Source organism: Stenotrophomonas genospecies 3, assembly GCF_054473855.1.
Genome location: NZ_JBTMUR010000010.1, coordinates 126095 through 149237 on the forward strand (window position 1 = coordinate 126095; position 23143 = coordinate 149237).

A 23143-nucleotide genomic window follows, 5' to 3' on the forward strand; every position below is an offset into this window, starting at 1 on the left:
GGCAGTATAGCCTCCTGATTCAACGGAACGCGTTACGTGGCCACTCCCCTGCCCCAGATCCTGAGCAACCTGCACGCCGCCGCCGAGGCCGCTGGCAGGCCCGACCCACGCCTGCTGGCGGTGTCCAAGACCCAGCCGGCCGAGGCCGTGGCCGCGCTGGCCGCACAGGGCCAGCACGCCTTCGGCGAGAACTACGTGCAGGAAGCACTGGCCAAGATGCAGGCGCTGCAGCACCTGGCGCTGGAATGGCACCTGATCGGCCACCTGCAGTCGAACAAGGCCGATGCCGTGGCCAGCCATTTCGACTGGGTGCAGAGCGTGGACCGTTCCAAGCTGGTGACCGCGCTGGCACGCCATCGCCCGACCGCGCGTGGCCCGCTGAACGTACTGATCCAGGTCAACATCGACGATGAATCCAGCAAGCATGGCTGTGCACCGGAAGAAGTGGATGCACTGGCCGCCGCGATTGCCGCCGAACCCAGCCTGCGCCTGCGTGGCCTGATGGCGATTCCCGCACCGTGGCCGGAAGCGGAGCGCCGTCGGGATGCATTCGTGCGCATGCGCACACTTTTCCAGTCGCTGGCTGCCCAGCACGCGCGGATCGACACGCTGTCGATGGGCATGAGCAGCGACTACGCCGAAGCCATCGCCGAGGGTGCCACCCTGGTGCGCATCGGCACCGCCCTGTTCGGCGCCCGCCCGGGCCCGGCCTGATTTTCCAAGGAGACTTCCATGGCAGCTGATTCCATCACCTTCATCGGCGGCGGCAACATGGCCCGCAGCCTGATCGCCGGCCTGATCCGCCAGGGCGTGCCTGCCGCGCACATCCACGTGGCCGAACCGGTGGCCGCACTGCGCGAGTCACTGGCTGCCGACTTCGGCGTGCAGGTGCACGACAACGCCGCCGATGCCGCCGCGCACGGCCGCACCTGGCTGCTGGCGGTGAAGCCGCAGGTGCTGCGCGATGTGTGCCAGTCGCTGCAGGCGCTGGCACAGGCGAACCAGCCGCTGGTGGTGTCCATTGCCGCCGGCATCACCAGCACGCAGCTTGAACGCTGGCTGGGCGGGAACCTGCCTGTGGTGCGCGCGATGCCGAACACGCCGGCCCTGCTCGGCGCCGGCGTGACCGGCCTGTACGCCACCGCGTCGGTGGACGCGCAGCAGCACGCACGCGCCGAACAGGTGCTGGCCAGTGCCGGGCGCACGGTGTGGATCGACAGCGAGTCGCTGATGGATTCGGTGACTGCCGTATCCGGCAGCGGGCCGGCCTATGTGTTCCTGCTGGCCGAAGCGATGGAAGCGGCAGGTATCGCCCAGGGCCTGCCGGCCGACGCTGCGCGTGCGCTGGTGGTGCAGACCCTGCTGGGCGCCTCGCGCATGCTTGATGAGGCCGGTGAAAGCCCGGCCGAGCTGCGCCGTCGCGTGACCTCGCCGAACGGCACCACCCAGGCCGCGATCGAGAGCTTCCAGGCCGGTGGTTTCGAGGCGCTGGTGGATACGGCGCTGCGCGCCGCGCAGGTGCGTGGGCAGGAATTGTCTGCGGCGAATGATTGATCCCGATGTGTGCCGACCAACGGTCGGCACCTACCATCATCCACGCATGGCGTGGATGTTCACTGCCCCAATGTGGCCATGACGAAATCGACGAAGCACTGCAACCGCGGGCGCGGCCGTCGATCCGGCAGGTAGATCAGATGCATGGGCCGCGGTTCGGGCAGGTAGTCGCGCAGCAGCGGCTTCAACCGCCCGGCCGCGATTTCGCCGGCCAGCAGCGCGGCCGGCTGCAGCACCAGCCCTGCGCCGGCCACGGCGGCCTCGCGCAGTGCAACACCGTCGTTGCAGGTCAGCCGCGCCTCCCAGTCCACCTGTTCGCCGTTGGCCAACTGCCAGCCATGGCCGCCGCGCCAGGCCAGGTGGCTCAGGCAATCATGCCCCTGCAGATCCGCGGGCGTGCGCGGCGTGCCGCGCCGGCGCAGGTAGGACGGTGCCGCACACAGGCTCATTGCATACGGCGGCAGCGGCCGCGCCACCACCTCCTGCGATGGCAGCGGCCCAACGCGGATTGCCACGTCGAAGCCATCCTCGATCAGGTCCACGCGGCGGTTGCTCAGGTCCAGCTCGATGTTCAACTGCGGCTGCGCGCGCAGCAGGCCGGCCAGTTGTGGCGCCAGCACGCAGCTGCCCCAGGTGGTTGGCGCGCTGACCCGCAGCAGCCCGCGGGGTTGTACCTGCAGTCCGGCCACGTCCGCCTCCGCCTGCTGCACCTGCTCCAGCACCTGCCGGCACCCGGCCAGGTAGGCGCTGCCGGCTTCGGTCAGGCGCTGGCGGCGGGTGTTCCGTTGCAGCAGCGCGGTACCCAGGTGCGCCTCCAGTTGCTGGATGTACTTGCCGACCATCACCGCCGACACCTGCAGCTGTTCGGCGGCGCCTGCAAAGCTTCCGCACTCGGCCACGGCGACGAAGGCCTGCATGCAGCGAAGGGTATCCATTGCTAATCCAGAGTTAGGAATCTGCGAAGCATACGCCGCTTACCTAACCCCACTGTGAGGGCGCAGACTGCGCTCATTCCCCCTCTCGCAAGGAACAGCCATGAAGATCCTCCTCGTCGGTGCCAGCGGCACCCTCGGCCAGGCAGTCGCCCACCAGCTCGGCCAGCAGCATCAGATCCTCGCCGCCGGCCGCAACAGCGGTGAGCTGCGCGTCGACCTGACCGACGACGCCAGCGTCGCCGAACTGTTCTCGCGCACCGGTCCGGTCGATGCAGTGATCTCCACCGCTGGCAAGCTGCACTTCGGTCCGCTGAAGGACATGACACCCGAGCAGTTCAACCTCGGCCTGCAGGACAAGCTGCTGGGCCAGGTGCGGCTGGCACTGGTCGCCCAGCACCACCTCAACGCCGGCGGCTCGATCACCCTGACCAGCGGCATCGTCAGCGCACAGCCGATCCGCGATGGCGTCAACGCCACCTCGGTGAATGCCGCACTGGAAGGCTTCGTGCGTGCCGCCGCGTTGGAGCTGCTGCCGCGTGGCCTGCGCATCAACGTGGTCAGCCCGAACGTGCTGATCGAATCGATGGCGGCTTACGGCCCCTATTTCCCAGGCTTCGAAGCGGTGAGCGCGCAGCGCGCGGCGCTGGCCTTCCAGCGCGCGGTGGAAGGCATCCAGAGCGGCGAGACGATCACGGTCTGGTAAGAAAAAAGGGGACGGAGGGGATTAAGTCGTTAATGCACAAACGACATAATCCCCTCCGTCCCCTTTTCGCGGGTCACTCCCAGCGCATCGGGCCGTCGCCGCGTTCGCCGAGGACGTCTTCGGGGTTGGCCAGGCGGCAGCGCTGCAGCGACAGGCAGCCGCAGCCGATGCAGCCGGTCAGTTCATCGCGCAGCAGTTCCAGCATGTGGATGCGCTCCTCCAGCTCGGTGCGCCAGCGCGCGGACAGCTTGGCCCAGTCGGCCTTGGTCGGCGCGCGGCCCTCGGGCAGGCTTTCGAAGGCACGGCCGACAGCTTCCAGTGGCATGCCCACCCGTTGCGCGACGCGGATCACGGCCAACCGTCGCAGCACGTCACGGCTGTAGCGCCGCTGGTTGCCCGAGGTGCGCAGGCTACTGATCAGCCCCTTGCGCTCGTAGAAATGCAGCGCGGAAACCGCCACGCCACTGCGCTGGGAGACTTCGCCAACGCTGAGTTCCTGGGAAACCATTGCTTGACCTAAACTGCAGTTGAGGTGGCATGCTGCTATCTTCGCCGCCAGTTGACAAGCGCGGCCCGCATCTGACTCGTATGTCCCCCACTCTTTCGCCCGCCGACGCCCGTGCGCCGGCTGATACGTCGATCCTGTCTCCCCGCTATCGCGCCACCACCATCGGCATGGTGGCACTGGTGGCGCTGCATGCCTTCGAGGCCCTGGCGGTGGCGGCCGCCATGCCGACCGTGGCCGAGGCGCTGGATGGCCTGCGCCTGTATGCGCTGGCCTTTGGCGGCACCCTGGCCACCAGTGTCATCGGCATGACCCTGGCCGGACGCTGGGCCGACCGCCAGGGACCAGCTCGGCCGCTGTGGTATGGCCTGGGCTGCTTCGTGCTGGGCCTGCTGCTGGCCGGCTTCGCCATGCGCATGGGCATGCTGGTGGCCGGGCGCCTGCTACAGGGCCTGGGCGCAGGCGCGATCTCGGTCTCGCTGTACGTGATGGTTGGCCGCAGCTATCCCGAACACCTGCGCCCGAAGGTATTCGCCGCGTTCTCCGCCGGCTGGGTGGTGCCGTCGATGATCGGTCCCGCGCTGAGCGGGCTGATCGTGCAGCATCTCGGCTGGCGCTGGGTGTTCCTGGCCGTACCACTGCTGGCGGTCCCGGCCGCGCTGCTGCTGCGCCCGGCGCTGGCACGCATGCAACCGAGCGATGCAGGAAACAGCGACGATGGTCGCGGCAACGTGGTGCGCTGGGCCAGCGGCGCCTCGCTGGCGGCGCTGCTGCTGTACTTCGGTGGCCAGCAGCGCGGCCTGCCCGCCCTGCTCTGCATTGGCACAGCGCTGCTGGCGCTGCTGTTCTGCGTGCATCACCTGCTGCCCGCCGGCACATTGATCCTGCGCCGCGGATTGCCCAGCGTGATCGCGCTGCGCGGCGTCGCGGCGGCCGCATTCTTCGCCTGTGAGGCCTACCTGCCACTGCTGTTGCAGCGCGAACGCGGGCTCTCGCCCAGCTGGGCCGGCGCGGTGCTCAGCCTCGGTGCACTGGGCTGGTTCGCCGGCTCCTGGCTGCAGGGCCACCAGCAGCGCGGCTGGTCACGCCAGCAGCTGCTGCGCGTTGGCACACCGCTGATGACGATCGGTATCGCCGCCACACTGGCCGTGCTGTTCAACGCAGTGCCGCTGCCGGTGGCCCTGGTCGGCTGGGCCATGACCGGCTTCGGCATGGGCATGATCTACGCCAGCCTGTCGGTGCTGACGCTGTCGTTGTCCGCACCGCACGAGCAGGGTGCCAACACCTCGGCACTGCAGCTGAGCGAGGCGCTGTCGGTGACCACCGCACTGGCGGTTTCCGGTGCACTGTTCGCGCTGTTCGTGGAAGCCGCGCCACACACCGGCTACCTGCTGTGCCTGGCGATCACCTTCGGCCTGGCGCTGCTGGCCACGGTAATCGCGCGGCGGGTGTAGCACCGGCGCATTGCGGGATTGCCGGCCAGCGGCCGGCGCTACCGGGTACCCGTCCCCATGTCATCGATATCCCGGTGCAGGATGCGCCTCACCTCCAGCACCGCCTGCGGGGTTTCCTGCACGCTGTGGCCGGAGATGATCACCTTCTCCGACAGCGCGCCCGGCAGATGTGCGCTCCAGTACGGCACCAGCCCATCATCGGATTTCTCCACCGGCAGCTCGGGTTTGCGCTGGGCGATGATCGAGTGGTACTTCAGGCCCGCCTCAATCGGCAGCTGTGCGGCGGCCTTCACGAACGGATCGCTGGCCTTGAGGTTGTCGATGCTGTTCGGGATCTTCGGCTTGGCGGTGCCATCGACCTGCTGCTCGGCCTGCGCCAGCGCCATGAACACGTCCTCGAACTTGCCGAGGATTGTCAGCGGCAGGCGTACCAAGCGACCGATCAGGCGACCGACCTTGTTGCCGGCAATGTCGGTGCCCTGGTGCGGCGCGGCGATGAAGATCGCACGCTCCACGTTCGGCTGCGCCTTGAAATGCAGCAGCGGACCCAGCTTGTTCTGCACCCGCTTCAGCCGTTCCCCCTTCAGGTCGTAGTTGGCCAGCAGGTCGTTCCACAGTACATCGCCGGAATCGCTCACCAGCAGGCGCGCCAGCACGCCGCCCATGCTGTGACCGATGTAGACCATGTCCTTCGACGCACGCGTGCTGCCATTGGGATCGAAATGCTTCAGCGTGTCGTTGAATGCATTGGCGATCTCGTAGCGGTTCAGCGCGATCGGCGCATTGGTCGGGTAATAGACCTGCCACACCTGGAACTGCTGGCGCAGCTCGGGGTCACCCATGATCTCGTTGGCCAGGTTCACCCACGCTTCCGGGCTGCTGGCCAGGCCGTGCAGCATGAAGATGATGCGGCGGTTCGGGTCCCACGGCTGCATCAGGTAGATGTGCGGCTCGCCGATGCCCTCGCTCATACCGAACAGGGTACGCAGCGACTGCCGGGCGAAGCCACTCTGCGCCAGCCACAGGCCGTAGGCGGCAGTGAAGTTGCCGGCCAGCGGTACCTGCTCACCGTGCAGAGTGATGCGCTCGGTCGCTTCCGGCGAATAGGCATCCAGCTCGACCCGGCGCGTGCGCATCACGTCTTCCAGGCTACTGCCCTCGAACCGCAGCAGTGCGGTGACGTTGATCGAGGACATCTCACTGAACTCGGGCACCGAATCGTCATGGCGGTGGCGGCGGCCACGACGCTCGTCGTCCTCGTCGTCCTGCGCGGTTTCAGCCTTCGGGCCGTCGGGCGCGATCACTGGCGCGACCAGTTTCGGCGGGTCCATCACCATCACCAGTTCGGCACCGAAGCCATCGCGGCGATAGGTGCTGCGCAGGCCAACGAAGCTGACCGTTCCCGCTGGCACCAGCTGCGCCGGAATGCTCTTCAGACCCAGCTGCTGGTAGTTGGAGGCCAGCGACCAGCTACCGACCGTGAGCGGCTTCGTGTAGTCCTCGCCGGCCAGCGCAGCGGCACGTGCGCGCACGAACAGCACCACCGCCGCCTTCTCGGCCGCGTAGTTGTAGTAGTCGCGCACCTGCGTCTGCCGGTCCTCGAAGGCCCGGTCGGACGGTGAGCGGCCACTGTAGAACAGGTAGGCATAGGCATAGCGCGCGGCTTCCAGCCAGGCATCCAATGCCGCATCGCTCATCGGCGGGTCGCCTGCGGCGGTCTTCTTCGGCGTCATCGCCAATGCAGCCTTCACCCACAGCTCGGACAGCGCCGACAGCCGCTGCTCGACATTGAGGTCGTCGGTCATCAGCAACGTGCTGCGGCAGACCAGGAAGTCCTTCTCGCACTGCGATTCGTCCAGGCCCGCTGCGCTGAGCGTTTCACGCGCGGCGGGGCTGAGCTTGCCAGTGTTGAGCACATCCGCGCGCTTGTTGACCAGTGAATCACTGGATTTGACCTGCTTGACGGTGACCATCGCGCAGCCGCTGCTGCCCAGCAGCAGGAAGGCGGCGAACAACACCGGCAGCAGGCGCTGCCAGCGGGTCAGAAAGAGTTGGGTCATTACTGCGGGTCCTGCTCGGTGCCGGGCACGCCCTGGCGGATCACGGTGGAGAAATGCTCGCCATCACCCAGGTCCAATGCGCGCTGGGTGATGCGGCCCTTGTCGTGCAGCTCGGCGTACGGCACGCCCGGCGTGAGTGCACCGACCTCCTGCGCGTACTCGGCCAGATAGCCGGACAGCAGCAGCCGATAGTCCAACGGCAGGCGCGGTGCGATGTGGCGGGCCAGGTCGAAGACGATGGTCGTGCAGTTGCTGGTCAGCGTGTTGTAGAAGCCCGGCTTGGCATCCAGTTCACGCGCCTGTTCGATGTACGCGGCGAACAGTTCCTTCAGCTGCGCGCGGTCCATGCCATGCAGGCGGTACAGGTAGACATCTTCGCCACGCGCGTTGGTGCGGGTGCGGATGATGTCGGTCTCCTCCGAAGCCACCAGGGTCATCTCGAACTTGCGGAAGAAGCCGCCCAGCGCGGAGAACGACTCACCGCGCTCCTTGCGGATCTCCAGCGAGAACACCACGTGGCGACCATCCTCGAAACCGAACGAGATCAGCGTGTGGGCGATCGCCGGGCCCATCCAGTACGACAGCACCAGGTCGGCCGAGCGCAGCTGGTCCAGGTCGTATTCGCGGCGCACCCAGTGCGCGTCGTAGTCGGTTTCGCTGCGCCAGGTGAAGTCGCGCACGTTGTCCAGCACCACATGGCGCCCGTCGAAGGACACCACATGCAGGCGCTGGGCCACGTCGTCGGCCCATACGCGGTCCTGGCGCGGGGTCAGCAGCAGCCACCACAGGCCGGCCAACGCCAGCGCCACACCGAAGGCCGTGCCGAGGCGGCGGGAGGCACGTCCCCGCGCGACCCGCCACGACGCCCACAGCGCCACCAGCAGCCACAGCACGGCCACGCCGGTGGCCAGCCAACCCGGCCCCGGCAGCTGGTAGGCCAGCAGCCCGCTCACCCACAGCGCCGCCAGCGCCATGGCACTCCCTGTCGTCCAACGTCCTGCGGCGTTCACTGGCATCCTGTCGCGGTCTCGAAGCCGCATAGTTAGCCACAAGCGGGTTCACCGTGGCATCTACGGACCGTTCAGGCTGGGCGGCGCACCGTCGGCGGCGGCCTCTGCGGCCAGGTTCACTTCACAGGAGCAACGATGGGCATCACTTCCGTGGCCGGCGTTCCGGTCCAACCCCGGCACCGAGCCACCTGCCACTGCGGCACGGTCGAACTGCTGCTGGACCTGCCGGACGGTATTGTCGAACCCCGCCGCTGCGACTGCTCGATGTGCCGGCGCCGGGGGGCCATTGCCGCCAGCGTCAGCCGCGCGGGCCTGCAGGTGGTGCGCGGGCAGAACCACCTGCAGCTGTACCAGTTCAACACCCATGTGGCCGAGCACTATTTCTGTGGCGTGTGCGGCATCTACACCCATCACCGGCGCCGCTCCAACCCGGAACAGTACGGCTACAACGTGGCCTGCCTGGAAGGCATCGACCCGTTCGCGCTGGGTGTGATCCCGGTCAATGATGGGGTCAACCATCCCGCAGACCGCACCGGTTAGTGGCGCGTGCGCCGTGGCGGTGCGGCAACCTTCTGCCAGGGGGCCATGCCGCTGCGGCCTGCCCGCACCGGGCGCTTCAGCCAGGGCCGGCGGGGCGTCGCCTGCGGTTCGGTGGCGACCGGGGAAGGAACAGGTCTGCGGCCGGGCCAGAGATGATCGAGCAGCCACATGGCAGGTCTCCGTGGGGGACGGGGACGACCTACGCTAGCGGCACCTGGGCAAAGAACGGGTGAGGGCGCTGCGGCAGCCAGATGACAGCCGCGCCCCCCTCAGTCCTGCGGCCGTGACCGGCCCAGGCGGCGCACCAGCACGAAGAACAACGGCACCAGCACCACTGCCAGCACCGTGCCGGAGACCATGCCGCCGATCACGCTCATGCCGATTTCACGGCGGCTGACCGCGCCTGCACCGGTCGCCAACGCCAACGGGATCACACCAGCCACGAAGGCCAACGACGTCATCACGATCGGGCGCAGTCGCAGGCGTGCGCCCTGCAGGGCCGCTTCCACCGCTGAACTACCAGCGCGATAGCGTGCCTCGGCAAACTCCACGATCAGGATCGCGTTCTTGGCCGACAGGCCGATGGTCGTCAGCAGACCCACCTGGAAGTAGATGTCGTTGACGAACCCGGCCGCGGTGGTCGCCAGCACGGTACCAATCACGCCCAATGGGATCACCAGCACCACTGCCACCGGCACCGTCCAGCTCTCATAGAGCGCTGCCAGACACAGGAAGATGAAGGCAATGGAGGCGATGTACAGCCACAACGTCTGGTTGCTGGCCAGTTGTTCCTGGTAGGACAGGCCACTCCACTGCAGGTCGAACCCGGGTTGATCGGCAACCAGCGCCTGCATGCGCTGCATCGCCTCGCCCGAGCTGCGGCCTTCGGCGGCGCTGCCCTGGATCTGCATCGCCGGCAGGCCATTGAAGCGCTGCTGCAGCTGCGGCCCGCGTGCCCAGTGGCTGCTGGCGAAACTGGCGAACGACGCCATCTGGCCGTTGCCACCGCGCACATACCACTGGCCGATGTCGTCGGGCACGCTGCGGTAGGGCTGGTCGCCCTGCATATAGACCCGCTTGACCCGGCCACGGTCGAGGAAATCGTTGATGTAACTGCCGCCCCAGGCCGCCGACAGCGTGGAATTGATGTCGGCCTGGGCCAGGCCCAGTGCGCTGGCCTGGGCATGGTCGATGTCCAGCCGCAGCTCGGCCTTGTCGCCCAGACCGTTCAGGCGCACCGAGGTGAGCCCGTCGTCTTCGCCGGCCGCACGCACCACCTGTTCCTGCGCCGCCTGCAGGGCCACGCGCCCGGCCGCACTGGTGTCCTGCAGCCACAGTTCGAAACCACTGGATTGGCCCAGTCCACGCACCGCCGGCGGTGCCAGTACATTGACCTTGGCATCCGGCAAGCTGCGGAAGTAGGCATTGGCACGCGTGATGATCGCCGCAGCGGTGTTGTCGCCCGTGCGCTCATCCCAGGGTTTCAGGGCTAGGAAGCCCTGCCCGGCGTTCTGGCCGGTGCCGGCATTGTTGCGGCCGACCACCACGAACACCACATCCAGGTTCTGCTTCTCGTGCTCCATGAAGTAGCGGCTGATCTGCTCGCCCAATGCTTCGGTACGCGCCATCGGCGTACCTTCCGGCGTGGAGAACTGGAAGGTCACCTGACCCTGGTCTTCCACCGGCAGGAAGCCGGTCGGCATCCGCGCGTACAGCGCGACCATGGCGACCACCAGCAGCAGGTAGAACGCCATCCAACGCCGCGGCCGGGAGACGACGCCGCCGAGTCTGCCCTGGTAGGCCAACTGGCTGCGCTCGACGCCCCGGTTGAACGCCCGGAAGAAGCGGCCCTGCGGTTTCTGCGCCGAAGACGGCTTGAGCAGGGTCGCGCACAGCGCTGGGGTCAGCGTCAGCGCCACCAGCGCCGACAATGCCATGGCGGATGCAATCGTGATCGAGAACTGCCGGTAGATGATGCCGGTGGAACCACCGAACAGCGCCATCGGCAGGAACACCGCGCCCAGCACCACGGTGATGCCGATCAACGCGCCGGTGATCTCGCCCATCGATTTTTCGGTCGCTTCGCGCGGCGGCAGATGCTCGTCGTGGATGATGCGCTCCACGTTCTCCACCACCACGATCGCATCGTCGACCAGCAGCCCGATCGCCAGCACCATCGCGAACAGGGTCAGTGTGTTGATGGTGAATCCGGCAACGGCCAGCACGCCGAACGTGCCCAGCAGCACCACAGGCACCGTGATCGCCGGAATCAGCGTGGCGCGCAGGTTCTGCAGGAACAGGAACATCACCACCACCACCAGAACGATGGCTTCGATGAGGGTATGGATGACCCCCTCGATCGAGACCCGCACGAACGGTGTGCTGTCACGCGGGTAGGCCACCTGCAGGCCGGGCGGGAAAGTCGGCCGCAGCCGCTCGATCTCCGCGCGCACCGCATCGGCCGTGGCCAACGCATTGGCGCCGGAGGCCAGGGTGACCGAAAAGCCAGCCGCCGGATAGCCATTGAGATAGCTGCTGGTCTGGTAGTTCTCTGCGCCGATCTCGACCCGTGCGACGTCGCCCAGCAACACCGCCGCGCCATTGGGCAGCGTGCGCAGGATGATCGCGCGGAACTGTTCGGGGGTCTGCAGGCGCGACTGCGCGGTGACCGTGGCGTTGAGGCTCTGCGTCGGGCTGGACGGCATCGCGCCCAGCTCACCCGCCGTCACCTGGGTGTTCTGCGCCTGGATCGCAGCGCGAACGTCCGAGGGCATCAGGTCATAGGCGCGCAGCTTGTGCGGGTCCAGCCACACGCGCATTGCGTAAGCCGAGCCGAACACGTTGATCTCGCCGACACCGGGAATGCGGCTGATCGGATCCTGCACATTGCTGACAAGGAAATCGGAGACGTCCACGCGCTCCATGCGCCGGCTGGTGTCGTACAGCGAGACCACCATCAGCGAATCGCCCTGCGACTTGGCGACCGTCACGCCCTGCTGCTGCACTTCCTGCGGCAGACGGTTGATGGCCTGGTTGACGCTGTTCTGCACCTGCACCTGAGCGATATCCGGGTTGGCGCTCTGGTCGAAGGTGACCGTGATGCGCGCCTGCCCCGATGACGAACTGGTGGAGGAGAAATACAACAGGTGATCGATGCCTTTGATCTGCTGTTCGATCACCTGGGTGACGCTGTCTTCCACCGTCTGTGCCGAGGCACCGGTGTAGTTCGCGGTGATGTTGACCTGCGGCGGCGCGATGTCCGGGTACTGCTCCACCGGCAGCTGGGTCACCGCGATGGTGCCGAAGGCCATGATGCAGATCGCCAGGACCCAGGCGAATACCGGGCGATGGATGAAGAAGCGCGGCAGCATCTGCTCAGTCCTTCCCGGCCGGTGCCGGTGCAGGCTTCACCCGTACCGTCATGCCATCGGCCAGGCCCTGCGCGCCGGCCACCACCACCTGCTCACCGGCGGCCAAGCCATCGAGCACCAGCCACTGATCGCCCACCGCACGCGCGGTGCGGAACAGGCGCAGCCGCGCCTTGCCGTCCTTGTCCACCAGCCACGCCTGCGCCTCGCCCTTGGGGCTGCGATCGACCGCCGCCTGTGGCACCAGCAGCGCCTGCTGGCGGGTCCCCTGCCCCACCAATGCGCGCACGTACATGCCCGGCAGCAGCTGCCCATCCGGGTTGGGGAAACGCGCCCGAAGGGTGATGCTGCCGGTTTCCTGCTGCACGTCCACGTCGGCAAATTCCAGCGTGCCGGGCAGCGGGTAGTCGGTGCCATCGGACAGGCGCAGCCGCACCGGTGCTGTGTCGGCCTGCACGCCACCGTCGGCGATGGCGCGGCGCAGTGCCAGGTACTCATTGCTGGACTGGGTGATGTCCACGTTCATCGGGTCCATCTGCTGCACCCGTGCCAGTGGATCGGCCTGGCCCGAGGTGACCAGCGCCCCCGGCGTGAACAGCGCGCGGCCGATGCGCCCGGCAATCGGCGAGGTCACCGTGGCGAACCCCAGCCGTGTGCTGGCCGTGTCACGCGCGGCCTGTGCGGCCTGCGCCGCGGCGGCAGCCTGCTGGTCGCTGGCGATCGCATCGTCCACGTCCTGGCGCGCGGCCAGCTGGTCCTTGCCCAACGCCTGCATGCGCTGCGCCCGCAGGCGCGCGGTCACCGCAGCGGCCTCGGCCGTTTTCAGGTTGGCCTGCGCCTCGTTCAGCGCCGCCTGGTACAGCGCCGGTTCGATCTGGAACAACGGCTGCCCGGCCTTCACCCACTGGCCCTGCTCGAACAACCGCTTCACCAGCACGCCATCGACCTGCGGGCGCACGTCCGATTCCTGCGAGGCAACGCTGCGCCCAGGCAGTTCCTGCTGCAGTGCCAGCGGCTGGCTGCGCAGGGTCAGCACCGTCACCTCAGGCGTCGTCGCGCCGGGCTTGGGCGCGTCCTTGCCGCAGGCGCTGAGCAGGCCGGCCAGGGCGAGCGCCAGCAGCGGCAGGCCCGCGGTTCGCGGCAGCCGCCAGGCACGGTACGGACGGGAGGGGTTCGGAAGGATCATCGGCTGCAGGTTCCACGCGTGGGGGAGCGTTCGGCGCCGAATATAGAAGACGTGGCGGCACGATCCTGCTAAATGGCGCATGAAACATTTTTCATTTGCAGTCGCTGCCCACGATTGCGAGGATGCCCCTGTCCCACTCTGCACACTGGCCCATGCCGCGCGTACTCACCATCGAGGACGATCTTGTCACCGCAGAGGAAATCGCCACCGAACTGCGCAGCCACGGCTTCGACGTGGACCTGGCCAGCGACGGCAGCAACGGCCTGGCGCTGGCACGTGCAGGCGACTACGCGGTAATCACCCTGGACCGCATGCTGCCCGGCATCGACGGGCTGGCCCTGGTCACTACCTTGCGCCGCGAAGGCATCACCACGCCGGTGCTGATGATCAGCGCACTGTCGGACGTGGATGAACGCGTGCGTGGCCTGCGCGCCGGTGGCGACGACTACCTGACCAAGCCCTTCGCTTCCGACGAAATGGCCGCACGCGTGGAAGTGCTGATCCGGCGCCAGGGCCAGGCCGCTGCCATCGACAACGTGCTGCGCGCCGGTGACCTGGAACTGGACCTGATGACCCGTTCGGCGCGACGCGGCGGGCATGAAATCGCGCTGCTGCCGACCGAGTTCAAGCTGCTCGAATTCCTGGTCCGCAACGCCGGCCAGGTGGTCACCCGCAGCATGCTGTTCCAGGAAGTCTGGGGCTACCACTTCGATCCGGGTACCAACCTGATCGACGTGCATATCGGCCGCGTGCGCAAGCGCATCGAACAACCCGGCCGACCGCAGCCGATCATGACCGTACGGGGAACCGGCTATGTCTTCGACGCGCAATCCTGACCACTGGCGCTCTTCCAGCAGCAGACTGCTGGGCCTGTACTGCATCCTGTTCGTGGCGTGGTCGAGCCTGCTGCTGGGCGTGATGTACTGGCGCATCTCGGATTACCTGAGTGACCTGACCGAATCGGGCCTGCAGCAGCGCGCGCACCTTTTCATGAGCTTCGACGGCCCGGCACTGGATGAAGCATTGCGCGACAGCCAGCGCTTCGATCTGCACCAGGTCTATACCTATGGGTTGTTCGACAAAGCCGGCATGCCGATGGCGGGCCCGCTGACAGCGATCCCCGAGGGACTGCCGCTGGATGGCAACTCGCATGCGGTGGACGGTTGGACGCTGGCCGATGGCCGCCACGACAACGGCGGCAGTGCGCTCGGCGTGGTGACCCGCGATGGCCGCACGCTGGTATTCGTGCGCCAGAATGGCAAGCTCATGGCGGTCAACAGCATCATCCTTGATGCACTGCTGTGGGGCGTGTCGCTGACCGTCATTCCCGGCCTGGTGGGCTGGCATCTGCTGCGCCGGCGCCCGTTGAAACGGATCCAGCAGATCGAAGCGGCCACCAACCGCATTGTTGCCGGCGACCTCGGCCAGCGCCTGCCGGTGTCCAGCCGTCGCGACGAGATCGATCGGCTGTCGAGCATCGTCAATGCAATGCTGGAACGCATCGAACAGCTGATGACCGAGGTCAAGGGCGTGTGCGACAGCATTGCCCACGACCTGCGCACGCCCCTGACCCGCCTGCGTGCCCACCTGTACCGCATGCGCGTGGGCCTGGACGAACGGGACCCGCATGCCGATCCATTGGACAAGGCGCTGGCCGAGACTGACATGCTGATGGCGCGCTTCGCCGCGCTGCTGCGGGTGTCGGAGCTGGAGAGCCACCAGCGGCGCTCGGCCTTCGACGCGGTCGACGTCACCGAGCTGCTGCAGGAACTGCACCAGTTCTACCTGCCGCTGGCCGAAGAGAAGCAGCAGTTGCTGGAGCTGCAGGTGGACCCGAAGGTGAGCCCGCTGCGTGGCGACCGCGAGCTGCTGTTCGAAGCGCTGGCCAACCTGTTGTCCAATGCCCTGCAGTTCACCCCTGCACACGGCCGTATCCTGCTGCGTGCGGTCGATGATCACGGCGCCCCGAGGATCGATGTGATCGACAACGGGCCGGGCATTCCGCCACAGGACCGCACGCTGATCTACCAGCGCTTCTTCCGTGGCAGCAGCGCCGGCCAGGGGCCTGGATTCGGCCTGGGCCTGTCGATCGTGGCCGCCATTGCCGGCCTGCACGGCTTCCGTGTCCGCGCCGGCAGCGCCCCCGGTGGCGGCGCCTGGATGAGCATCCGCGGCGCGACGGACGGCCTGCCCTGACGCCGGGCCAGGGCGCCCCAATCGCACTTGGGAATCATTTGTATTTGGGGGCGGGCATCCGGATAATCCGCCGTCACCGCCCTTCCCGGATCACTCCCGATGCCCGCTCTGCCGTCGCGTCCGCTGCTGTACACGCTCGCCCTGCCCACCCTGCTGGCCTCGGCCATCGCCCAGGCCCAGGACACCCCGGCGGCGCGCACCCTGGACAAGGTAACGGTGGTGGCCGAGCGGGCCAGCACCGCGACCAAGACCGACACCGCCCTGACCGAGACGCCGCAGGCGATCAGCGTGGTCACCCAGCAGCTGTTCACCGATCGCGGCGCGCACAACCTGCAGGAAGTGCTGCGCTACAGCGCCGGCGTCACCGCCGATGCGTGGGGGCTGGATACCCGCAACGATGCGACCTCGGTGCGCGGGCTGGACCCGGTGCAGTACCAGGATGGCCTGCGCCGCAGCTACGGTTTCAGCCCCCTCGCCCGCCCGGAAATCTATGGCCTGGAGCGGGTGGAAGTGCTGCGCGGCCCGTCCTCGGTGCTGTATGGTGCCGGCGCCACCGGCGGCATCATCAATGCAATGAGCAAGCGCCCGACCTTCGGCGCCCTCAACGGCGAGGTCGGCGTGCAGCTCGGCAGTTTCGACCGCAGGCAGCTGCAGGGTGACATCGGCGGCGCATTGAACGATGCCGGTACGCTTGCCGGCCGCTTCGTCGGGCTGGTGCGTGAATCGAACATGCAGACCGATGTATTGAAGGATGACCGCGTCTATCTGGCACCGTCGATCAGCTGGCGCGGTGAACGCAGCACCTTGACCCTGCTGGCCAGCTATCAGCATGACAAGACCGGCTCCAGCCAGCAGTTCCTGCCGCTGGCCGCGACCCTGCTTGCACCGCCCGGACGCCGCCTCGACCCGTCCACCTTCATCGGCGATCCCGGTTTCGACCGCATCGACTCGCGCGTCTACAGCCTGACCGCGCTGTTCGACCACAGCTTCAACGACACGCTCAGCCTGCGCTCGGCAGTGCGTTACATCGATGGCAGGACCACCCTGCAGCAGATGTACGTGGACAGCTACAGCAGTCCGGAAGATCCCTTCATCGACGCCGAGCGGCGCGTGGTCAACCGCACGGCCTATGGCACCCGCCCCGACGTGCAGATCTTCAGCGCCGACAATGCGCTGCAGTTCGACTTCGCCACCGGTGCCTTCCAGCATCTGCTGCTGGCCGGCGTGGACTACAGCCAATACAAGGAGCAGCTGCAGCGGCTGGACGCCACCGGCACGCCGATCGACATCTACACCCCGGTATCGGTCGCGCCGATCGTGCGTGGCTGGGATCGTCAGCCGGACCAGACCTCCACCCAGCTGGGTGTCTATGTGCAGGACCAGATCCGCTGGGCCGACCGCATCTCGCTGGTGCTGGGCGCGCGCCGCGACCATGCACGCTCGAAGACCGAAGGCCAGCCCAGCCAGACCGACAATGCCACCACCTACCGCGCCGGGCTGATCGGCGAACTGGGTGCGGGCGTTTCGCCCTACCTGAGCTACAGCGAATCGTTCCTGCCGGTATCCGGCCAGGATCTGTTCGGCAGCGCCTTCAAGCCGATGCGCGGCCGCCAGTCCGAGGCCGGCATCAAGTGGCAACCGGCGCGCAGCCTGCTGCTGACGCTGGCGGCGTACCGCATCACCGAAACCAACCGGCAGACCAACGACCCGGACAACGTATTGAACGTGGTGCAGACCGGGCAGATCCGCTCCAAGGGCGTGGAGCTGGAAGGGCAGTTCCAGTTCGCCAACGACCTCACAATCACCGCTGCCGTTGCGCGCAACGAGGCTGAGGTCAGCCGCAGCAACTTCGCACTGGAAGTGGGCCAGCGCCTCAACGACACCCCGCAGGACCTGGCCTCGGCCTGGGTTTCGAAGGGCTTCCAACTGGACGATGCCGCACGCCTGCGCCTGGGCCTGGGCGTGCGCCATGTCGGCAACACGGTGTCGCTGGGCAATGGCGGGCGCATCGTCACGCCCAGCTACACGCTGGCCGATGCATTGCTGGAAGTGCAGGTGACCGACTGGACGATGGCGTTGAACATCACCAACCTCACCGGCAAGCGCTACTACGCGCCGTGCCGCACCTTTGGCGACTGCTTCGCCGGCTACCCGCGCGTGGTGACCGGCACCATCAGCTATCGGTTCTGATCACGGCCAACGCTGGCCGCCGCAGCAGCAGGTGCAACAGCACCGCGCATGCGGCGGTCAGCAGCGCCAGGACACGCAGCAGTATCGCCAGCGCCTCGGCACTGGCCTGCTGCAGCTGTGCGCCGCTCATCGCCGGAAGCAGTGCCTGCGCCTGTGCATGCGCACCCGTTGCCAGATAGGCACCGGCGCGCGCCAGCGATGCGGGCGATGCTCCCTGCAGCTGGTGGCCGATCAGCAGCGCAAGCAAGGCCGTGACTGCGGCCAATGCGATGCCTTCACCGGCCACCCGCACGGTTCCGAAGATGCCGGCGGCCATGCCCGCACGCTGCACCGGCACCACGCTGACCGACAGCCCATCCATCAGGCCCCACGGCAAGGCCGTTCCAGCGCCGATCAGCATCAGCAACGGCACCCACTGCGACGGCGACGGATGCGATGCGTGGCGCGACAAAAGGTACAACCCAGAGGCACAGACCAGCAGGCCCAGCGTACACAGCCGCGTACTTCCAACGCGTTCCGCCCAGCGCGCGGCCAGCATCGGCAGCACCAGCATCGGCGCAGACAAGGCCAGCATCTGCAGCCCGACCAATGTCGTGCTCTGTGCATGCACGCCCAGCAGCTGCAGAGGCAGCACCACCAGCAGCACCACGTAGCCGAAGCAGGTTGCGACCGGCAGCAGCTGGACACCGAGGAACGCCGGTTGCGAGAACAGCGAGAGGTCCAGCAACGGTGAGCGGTGCACCCGTTCGATGCAGACGAATACCCCGCCCAGCATCAGCGTCGCCAACAGCGCCAGTTGCACGCGCATGGCATGCAGGCCGAATTCACCCAGCCACAGCAGGGCCAGGGTCAACGCCGCCAGCATCAGGCTGAAACCCAGCATGCCGCCGACATCCAGCCGCCCGCGTTCGCCATGGCTTTCGGACAACGCGCGCGCGCCCACGGCGACCGCCGCCAGCGTCAGTACACCGCCCGCGGCGAACACACTGCGCCATCCCAATGCCTGCAACAGCAGACCCGCGAGCAGCGGCCCCAGCGCCAGCCCCGCACCGAATGTGGTGCCCAGCAGGGCGAACACACGGGCACGCACCGGGCCCTGCCAGGCATGCGCCAGCGCAGCGGTGCCGGACGCCAACGCCGCTGCAGCGGCAACGCCCTGCAGCCCGCGCGCCAGATCCAGCCACAGCAGCGTGGGCGCGAGGCAGACGACGACCGTGGCTACGGTGAAGCCTGCCGTACCCAGCAGGAACAACCGCCGCCGACCATAACGATCGGCCAGGCCACCGGCAGCGAGCAACAGGCTGCCGAAGGTGAGCGTGAACGCATTGGTCACCCAGGCCAGCGCGGTGGGCGACGACGCCGTGGAACGGGCCAGCGCCGGCACCGCGACGGCACCGGCCGAGAAGGACAACGGCAGCGCCAGCGCGGCCAGGCAGACGGCAAGCAGCGCCCACCGCTGCTGCGTGTGGGAAGGTACGGGAAGCATCGAAACCGGGGCCATGCGGGCCTCCATCCATCAGGGGCATTGATGATGGACAGGCCGCTATTCCTGAAAAACAGGCTCGATGGACGTTGATTACGGCCCATTGTTCCGTAATCATGCCCCGCATGGATTCCATCTCTGCCCTGCTGGCCTTCGTCCGTACCGCCGAAGCAGGCAGCATCGTCGGCGCCGCTCGCGTCCTCGGCCTGTCCGCGTCGGCCGTGGGCAAGCGCATCGCCCGCCTTGAACAGGAACTCGGCACGCGCCTGTTCCAGCGCACCACCCGCCGCGTGCACCTCACCGACGAAGGCGAACTGCTGCTGCAGCGCTGCCGGCGGGCACTGGATGAACTTTCCGAAGCGCAGGCGGATCTGGCGCAGCGACAGCACGCCCCGAGTGGACTGCTGCGCATCGGCCTGCCCACCATCGGCTACCGCTTCCTGTTGCCGGTACTGCCGGGGTTCCAGCAGCGCTACCCGCAGGTGCAGCTGGAGCTGGACTTCAACGACCGCATCGTCGACGTGGTCAGCGAAGGCCTCGACGCGGTGATACGCAGCGGTGAACTGGCCGATTCCAGCCTGACCGCACGGCGGCTGGGCGGCTTCCGTTTCATCCTCTGTGCGGCGCCGGGCTATCTGCAGGCCCATGGCACGCCCGGTGATGTGAGCGAGCTGCGCCTGCATACCGCGCTGCGCTTCCGTTACCCCACCACCGGAAAGCTGCACCCGTGGCAGCTGCCGGGCATCGAAGGCGATGCTGGAGCGCGCCTTCCCACGGCGATGACCTGCAACAACATGGAGGCCGTGCTGGCCGCTGCGATCGGTTGCATGGGCCTGGCCTGGATGCCTGACTTCCTCGCAGCCGACGCGCTGGCCGATGGCCGCCTGCAACGGGTACTGCCTGCACTGCCCACGCACCAGGGGCAGTTCTCATTGCTATGGCCCGGTGGGCGCCATCCCAGTGCACGCCTGCGGGTGTTCATCGACTATGCCGTTGCGCATCTGTTCCAAGGCGACAAGGCGTAGCAGGTCCACAGAATCAGTTGGTGCCCGCCGTCTGCAGGAAATTGCGCAGCACCGGCGACGGCTGTTCCGGCCGCATGCAGAACGGCAGGTCGAAACGCGCTGCTTCGTCCTCCAGCACGCGATAGACGATCTCCTGCGGGCGGAAGCTGGCCATGCTGGCCGGAACGATCGCCACGCCCGCCTCCACCGCCACCAGCGACAGCACCGCGTGCATGCCCTGCGCTTCCTGCATCACGCGCGGGGTGAAGCCCGCCGCGGTGCACAGACCCAACACCTGCGCGTGGAAGCCGATGCCCTCTCCAGCCGGCCATGAAACGAACGGCTCATCGGCGAGCATCGCCACGCTGACCTCCGGCGCGTTGGCCAGCGCATGTGCACGCGGCAGCGCAATCGCCAGGCGGTCGTGGTCGAAGTCGTACAGCACCAGCTCGGCGGCGGGAATCGGTGGAATCAGCACGCCGACATCGATGCGCTGCTCACGCAGCCACAGCTGCTGCTGACGCGAGGTCGCTTCCTGCAGATGCAGCTGCACCTGCGGGTACTGTTGGCGGAAGCGGCGGATCAGGCCCGGCAACCGGCCATACAGCGCACTGCCCACATAGCCCACGCGCAGACTGCCGGACTGTCCGGCGGCGGCTTCGCGCGTGCGCTGCAATGCCTGCTCGGCCTGCTGCAGCGTTGCCCGCGCCTCCACCAACAGCGTCTGCCCGGCCACGGTCAGGCCCAGGGTACGGTTGCCGCGCACGATCAGTTCACTTCCGAGTTCGTCTTCCAAGCGTCGTATTGCCGCGGTCAGCGGCGGCTGCGACATGTGCAGGCGGGCTGCGGCGCGGTGGAAATGAAGCTCTTCGGCCACGGCCACGAACTGGCGAAGCAGGCGCAGGTCGATCATCTCGATGCAGGCAGTGGGAACCCGCCTAGGGTACGCCCTCAGCAGCGCGCGTCCACGCTGGCGCGGGCAATGGCTGGCCATTGCAGCGCCACCGACTCGATGCTGTCGGCACTGACCGCGCGCAGATCCCTTGGGTACGCCACATGCTCGGCCTCCTGCAGGCGCAGTGCGTGGAACTGGCCATTGCTTGCGCGCAGCACCCAGCCGCCGTCCTGGCAGCGCGTGGATGCCAGATAGGCCACACCTTGCGCAACAGCTTCCGGATGCAGCTCATCGGGCTCACCCTCGATGCCCCACATGCGCGTCTTTGCCACCGGCGAAACCGCATTGACCACGATGCCATGCTCGGCACCTTCCAGTGCCAGCACATTGACCAGACCGAGCGCGGCCAGTTTGGCCATCGCGTACGCAGACAGCCCGCGCTGTGCGTACTGCGGATACAGCGCGCGATCGGACGTGGTGATGACGATGCGCCCACCGCCCGCCGCGCGCATTGCCGGCCACGCCGCCTGCGCCAGCCACAACGGCGTCTTCGCGGCCAGGCACAGCATCTGCTCCAGCGCATCGTCCTCGATCGCTTCCAGCGTCTGGTACTCGACCCAGCCGGCGTTGTGGATCAGGAAATCGATGCGGCCGTGCTGCTGCAGCAGATCCTGCACCAGCCCGTGGCAGCCCGTGCGATGGTCGATGGGATCACTGACGGCCTGCACCGATAGCCCCCGCGCCTGCAACGCTTCGGCACTGTGCTGGATGCGAAGCGGATCGGTACCACGGCCATCGGTGCCGGCACCGACGTCATGCATCACCACATGCGCGCCACGCTCGGCCAGCAGGCGGCTGTAGGCCAGGCCCAGTCCACCGGCGGCGCCGGTCACCAGACCCACCTGGCCTTCGAAGGAAATACGCGAGATCGGCTTCATGCGCCCAGCTTCAACCAAGCACGCAGGCCGCAGCCAATACTGTTCACCGCCCTCCACGATACGCGCACGCTATCGTCGGAAAGGGGACGGAGGGGATTAAGTCGTTTCAGGCACAGTAGGGCCGATTACGACTTAATCCCCTCCGTCCCCTTTTTCGCTCAGCGGCTGAAGCGGCGCGCGCCTGCCACGCAGATCACCGCGACCACGGTCACCAGCACCATGCTGAGGCTGACCGCTTCGTGCAGCAGCAGCGCGGCCAGGGCCAGGCCGAAGAAGGGCTGCAGCAGCTGCAGTTGGCCGACGGCGGCGATACCGCCCTGCGCCAGACCGCGATACCAGAACAGGAAGCCGATCAGCATGCTGAACACCGCCACGTAGCCCAGTGCCCACCACGCCGAGGCACCGACCGCAGTGAACGAGGCCGGGCGCATCAGCACTGTCAGCGGCAGCATCACCGGCAACGCCAGCAGCAGCGCCCAGCTGATCACCTGCCAACCGCCAAGGTGGCGGGCAAGTCGACCACCTTCGGCATAGCCGAGCCCACACACCACGATCGCCGCCAGCATCAGCAGGTCAGCCTGCAGCGAGGCCTCGATGCCGTTACGCACCGCATAGCCGACCACGCAGGCACTGCCCAGCAGCGAGAACAACCAGAACGCCGGGCGCGGTCGATCGCCGCCGCGCAGCACGCCGAACACCGCAGTGCTCAGTGGCAGCAGGCCGAGGAACACGATGGTGTGTGCCGATGACGCATGCCGCAGCGCGAGCGCGGTCAACAGCGGAAAGCCGACCACCACCCCCAGACTGACCACCACCAGGCCTGGCAGGTCATTGCGCCGCGGCCACGGCTGGCGCAGCAGAAGGAGCAGGCCAAGGCCGAGCACAGCGGCAATGGTCGCGCGTGCAGCAGTGACGAATCCGGCGTCCAGCTGCAGCACCGCCAAGCGGGTGGCCGGCAGGGAGCCCGCGAAGATCACTACACCGATGAAGCCATTGATCCAACCACTCGCCGACCGTTCCACGCCTGTACTCCTGAAGGTGCCGGACGATGCCCGGCTGGACCTGTATGGAAGCATCCAGCGCGGAACGACCCCAGCTACAATCCAGTACAGTCGCAAGTAA

19 protein-coding genes are annotated in these 23143 nt (G+C 67.5%); 9 read left to right on the forward strand and 10 right to left on the reverse strand.

The features are described from left to right. The first annotated feature begins 36 nt into the window (after positions 1-36). Both ACX9OT_RS14660 and proC read left to right on the forward strand, forming a co-directional pair. On the forward strand, positions 37-714 hold the full coding sequence (locus tag ACX9OT_RS14660) for a YggS family pyridoxal phosphate-dependent enzyme (RefSeq protein ID WP_071228052.1): 678 nt from the start codon (positions 37-39) through the stop codon (positions 712-714). A gap of 18 nt (positions 715-732) precedes the next feature. Continuing rightward, positions 733-1554, forward strand: coding sequence for a pyrroline-5-carboxylate reductase (proC, locus tag ACX9OT_RS14665; RefSeq protein ID WP_459002676.1), 822 nt, complete (start codon positions 733-735; stop codon positions 1552-1554). 59 nt (positions 1555-1613) lie between these two features. Here the strand turns inward: proC and ACX9OT_RS14670 are convergent, their stop codons facing one another. Next, on the reverse strand, positions 1614-2489 hold the full coding sequence (locus ACX9OT_RS14670) for a LysR family transcriptional regulator (RefSeq protein ID WP_459002678.1): 876 nt from the start codon (positions 2487-2489) through the stop codon (positions 1614-1616). Positions 2490-2589: 100 nt separating this feature from the next. Between ACX9OT_RS14670 and ACX9OT_RS14675 the strand changes: the two genes are divergently transcribed. Next, positions 2590-3192, forward strand: a complete 603-nt coding sequence (locus tag ACX9OT_RS14675) for a short chain dehydrogenase (protein WP_071228049.1) — start codon at positions 2590-2592, stop codon at positions 3190-3192. Between the two features lie 73 nt (positions 3193-3265). Here the strand turns inward: ACX9OT_RS14675 and soxR are convergent, their stop codons facing one another. Then, positions 3266-3700 carry a redox-sensitive transcriptional activator SoxR gene (soxR, locus tag ACX9OT_RS14680; protein WP_032127734.1) on the reverse strand — a complete coding sequence of 145 codons (435 nt, stop codon included), beginning with the start codon at positions 3698-3700 and terminating at the stop codon, positions 3266-3268. Positions 3701-3729: 29 nt separating this feature from the next. Between soxR and ACX9OT_RS14685 the strand changes: the two genes are divergently transcribed. After that, positions 3730-5151 carry an MFS transporter gene (locus ACX9OT_RS14685; protein ID WP_189720654.1) on the forward strand — a complete coding sequence of 474 codons (1422 nt, stop codon included), beginning with the start codon at positions 3730-3732 and terminating at the stop codon, positions 5149-5151. A gap of 38 nt (positions 5152-5189) precedes the next feature. Here the strand turns inward: ACX9OT_RS14685 and ACX9OT_RS14690 are convergent, their stop codons facing one another. Both ACX9OT_RS14690 and ACX9OT_RS14695 read right to left on the reverse strand, forming a co-directional pair. Further along, on the reverse strand, positions 5190-7211 hold the full coding sequence (locus tag ACX9OT_RS14690; RefSeq protein ID WP_049463618.1) for an esterase/lipase family protein: 2022 nt from the start codon (positions 7209-7211) through the stop codon (positions 5190-5192). Next, on the reverse strand, positions 7211-8185 hold the full coding sequence (locus ACX9OT_RS14695) for an Lnb N-terminal periplasmic domain-containing protein (RefSeq protein WP_132811111.1): 975 nt from the start codon (positions 8183-8185) through the stop codon (positions 7211-7213). The genes ACX9OT_RS14690 and ACX9OT_RS14695 overlap by 1 nt, the downstream gene beginning before the upstream one ends. A 171-nt stretch (positions 8186-8356) precedes the next feature. Between ACX9OT_RS14695 and ACX9OT_RS14700 the strand changes: the two genes are divergently transcribed. Then, the gene (locus tag ACX9OT_RS14700) at positions 8357-8761 is read left to right on the forward strand and encodes a GFA family protein (protein WP_012510263.1); all 405 of its coding nucleotides are present in this window, start codon (positions 8357-8359) and stop codon (positions 8759-8761) included. Positions 8762-9030: 269 nt separating this feature from the next. On the opposite strand, the gene ACX9OT_RS14705 is transcribed toward ACX9OT_RS14700, so the two are convergent. Next, entirely contained in the window at positions 9031-12132 is a 3102-nt protein-coding gene (locus ACX9OT_RS14705) for an efflux RND transporter permease subunit (RefSeq protein WP_329810407.1), read from the reverse strand. Positions 12133-12136: 4 nt separating this feature from the next. Next, a complete protein-coding gene (locus ACX9OT_RS14710) occupies positions 12137-13315 on the reverse strand; it encodes an efflux RND transporter periplasmic adaptor subunit (protein WP_049400666.1) in 1179 nt (392 codons plus the stop codon). Between the two features lie 152 nt (positions 13316-13467). Between ACX9OT_RS14710 and ACX9OT_RS14715 the strand changes: the two genes are divergently transcribed. The 3 genes from ACX9OT_RS14715 to ACX9OT_RS14725 all read left to right on the forward strand — a co-directional run bounded on the left by ACX9OT_RS14715 (position 13468) and on the right by ACX9OT_RS14725 (position 17701). Next, complete coding sequence (locus tag ACX9OT_RS14715; protein WP_032127741.1) at positions 13468-14151, forward strand: response regulator transcription factor; 684 nt, start codon at positions 13468-13470, stop codon at positions 14149-14151. Then, positions 14129-15511 carry a sensor histidine kinase gene (locus tag ACX9OT_RS14720; RefSeq protein WP_032127742.1) on the forward strand — a complete coding sequence of 461 codons (1383 nt, stop codon included), beginning with the start codon at positions 14129-14131 and terminating at the stop codon, positions 15509-15511. Before ACX9OT_RS14715 ends, ACX9OT_RS14720 begins: the two co-directional genes overlap by 23 nt. A 99-nt stretch (positions 15512-15610) precedes the next feature. Continuing rightward, positions 15611-17701 (forward strand): TonB-dependent siderophore receptor, encoded by a 2091-nt coding sequence (locus ACX9OT_RS14725; RefSeq protein WP_459002684.1) that lies wholly within the window; start codon positions 15611-15613, stop codon positions 17699-17701. Here the strand turns inward: ACX9OT_RS14725 and ACX9OT_RS14730 are convergent. After that, complete coding sequence (locus ACX9OT_RS14730; RefSeq protein WP_459002686.1) at positions 17685-19202, reverse strand: MFS transporter; 1518 nt, start codon at positions 19200-19202, stop codon at positions 17685-17687. The two genes, ACX9OT_RS14725 and ACX9OT_RS14730, sit on opposite strands and share 17 nt — an antisense overlap. 107 nt (positions 19203-19309) lie before the next feature. Here ACX9OT_RS14730 and ACX9OT_RS14735 point away from each other — a divergent pair, with 107 nt between their 5' ends. Then, on the forward strand, positions 19310-20209 hold the full coding sequence (locus tag ACX9OT_RS14735) for a LysR family transcriptional regulator (protein WP_107431420.1): 900 nt from the start codon (positions 19310-19312) through the stop codon (positions 20207-20209). 13 nt (positions 20210-20222) lie between these two features. On the opposite strand, the gene ACX9OT_RS14740 is transcribed toward ACX9OT_RS14735, so the two are convergent. From ACX9OT_RS14740 to ACX9OT_RS14750, 3 genes are all read right to left on the reverse strand, one after another. After that, entirely contained in the window at positions 20223-21101 is an 879-nt protein-coding gene (locus ACX9OT_RS14740) for a LysR family transcriptional regulator (RefSeq protein WP_459002688.1), read from the reverse strand. A 38-nt stretch (positions 21102-21139) separates the two neighbouring features. Then, on the reverse strand, positions 21140-22021 hold the full coding sequence (locus ACX9OT_RS14745; protein WP_459002690.1) for an SDR family NAD(P)-dependent oxidoreductase: 882 nt from the start codon (positions 22019-22021) through the stop codon (positions 21140-21142). 158 nt (positions 22022-22179) lie between these two features. Beyond that, on the reverse strand, positions 22180-23043 hold the full coding sequence (locus ACX9OT_RS14750; protein WP_049421562.1) for a DMT family transporter: 864 nt from the start codon (positions 23041-23043) through the stop codon (positions 22180-22182). Positions 23044-23143 lie beyond the last annotated feature (100 nt).

What these genes read in the sequence shown, in the direction of transcription:
- proC (WP_459002676.1), top strand. Translation starts at nt 733, where the DNA reads ATGGCAGCTGATTCCATCACCTTCATCGGCGGCGGCAACATGGCCCGC.
- ACX9OT_RS14670 (WP_459002678.1), bottom strand. Translation starts at nt 2,489, where the DNA reads ATGGATACCCTTCGCTGCATGCAGGCCTTCGTCGCCGTGGCCGAGTGC.
- ACX9OT_RS14675 (WP_071228049.1), top strand. Translation starts at nt 2,590, where the DNA reads ATGAAGATCCTCCTCGTCGGTGCCAGCGGCACCCTCGGCCAGGCAGTC.
- soxR (WP_032127734.1), bottom strand. Translation starts at nt 3,700, where the DNA reads ATGGTTTCCCAGGAACTCAGCGTTGGCGAAGTCTCCCAGCGCAGTGGC.
- ACX9OT_RS14685 (WP_189720654.1), top strand. Translation starts at nt 3,730, where the DNA reads ATGCTGCTATCTTCGCCGCCAGTTGACAAGCGCGGCCCGCATCTGACT.
- ACX9OT_RS14690 (WP_049463618.1), bottom strand. Translation starts at nt 7,211, where the DNA reads ATGACCCAACTCTTTCTGACCCGCTGGCAGCGCCTGCTGCCGGTGTTG.
- ACX9OT_RS14695 (WP_132811111.1), bottom strand. Translation starts at nt 8,185, where the DNA reads ATGGCGCTGGCGGCGCTGTGGGTGAGCGGGCTGCTGGCCTACCAGCTG.
- ACX9OT_RS14700 (WP_012510263.1), top strand. Translation starts at nt 8,357, where the DNA reads ATGGGCATCACTTCCGTGGCCGGCGTTCCGGTCCAACCCCGGCACCGA.
- ACX9OT_RS14705 (WP_329810407.1), bottom strand. Translation starts at nt 12,132, where the DNA reads ATGCTGCCGCGCTTCTTCATCCATCGCCCGGTATTCGCCTGGGTCCTG.
- ACX9OT_RS14710 (WP_049400666.1), bottom strand. Translation starts at nt 13,315, where the DNA reads ATGATCCTTCCGAACCCCTCCCGTCCGTACCGTGCCTGGCGGCTGCCG.
- ACX9OT_RS14715 (WP_032127741.1), top strand. Translation starts at nt 13,468, where the DNA reads ATGCCGCGCGTACTCACCATCGAGGACGATCTTGTCACCGCAGAGGAA.
- ACX9OT_RS14720 (WP_032127742.1), top strand. Translation starts at nt 14,129, where the DNA reads ATGTCTTCGACGCGCAATCCTGACCACTGGCGCTCTTCCAGCAGCAGA.
- ACX9OT_RS14725 (WP_459002684.1), top strand. Translation starts at nt 15,611, where the DNA reads ATGCCCGCTCTGCCGTCGCGTCCGCTGCTGTACACGCTCGCCCTGCCC.
- ACX9OT_RS14730 (WP_459002686.1), bottom strand. Translation starts at nt 19,202, where the DNA reads ATGGCCCCGGTTTCGATGCTTCCCGTACCTTCCCACACGCAGCAGCGG.
- ACX9OT_RS14735 (WP_107431420.1), top strand. Translation starts at nt 19,310, where the DNA reads ATGGATTCCATCTCTGCCCTGCTGGCCTTCGTCCGTACCGCCGAAGCA.
- ACX9OT_RS14740 (WP_459002688.1), bottom strand. Translation starts at nt 21,101, where the DNA reads ATGATCGACCTGCGCCTGCTTCGCCAGTTCGTGGCCGTGGCCGAAGAG.
- ACX9OT_RS14745 (WP_459002690.1), bottom strand. Translation starts at nt 22,021, where the DNA reads ATGAAGCCGATCTCGCGTATTTCCTTCGAAGGCCAGGTGGGTCTGGTG.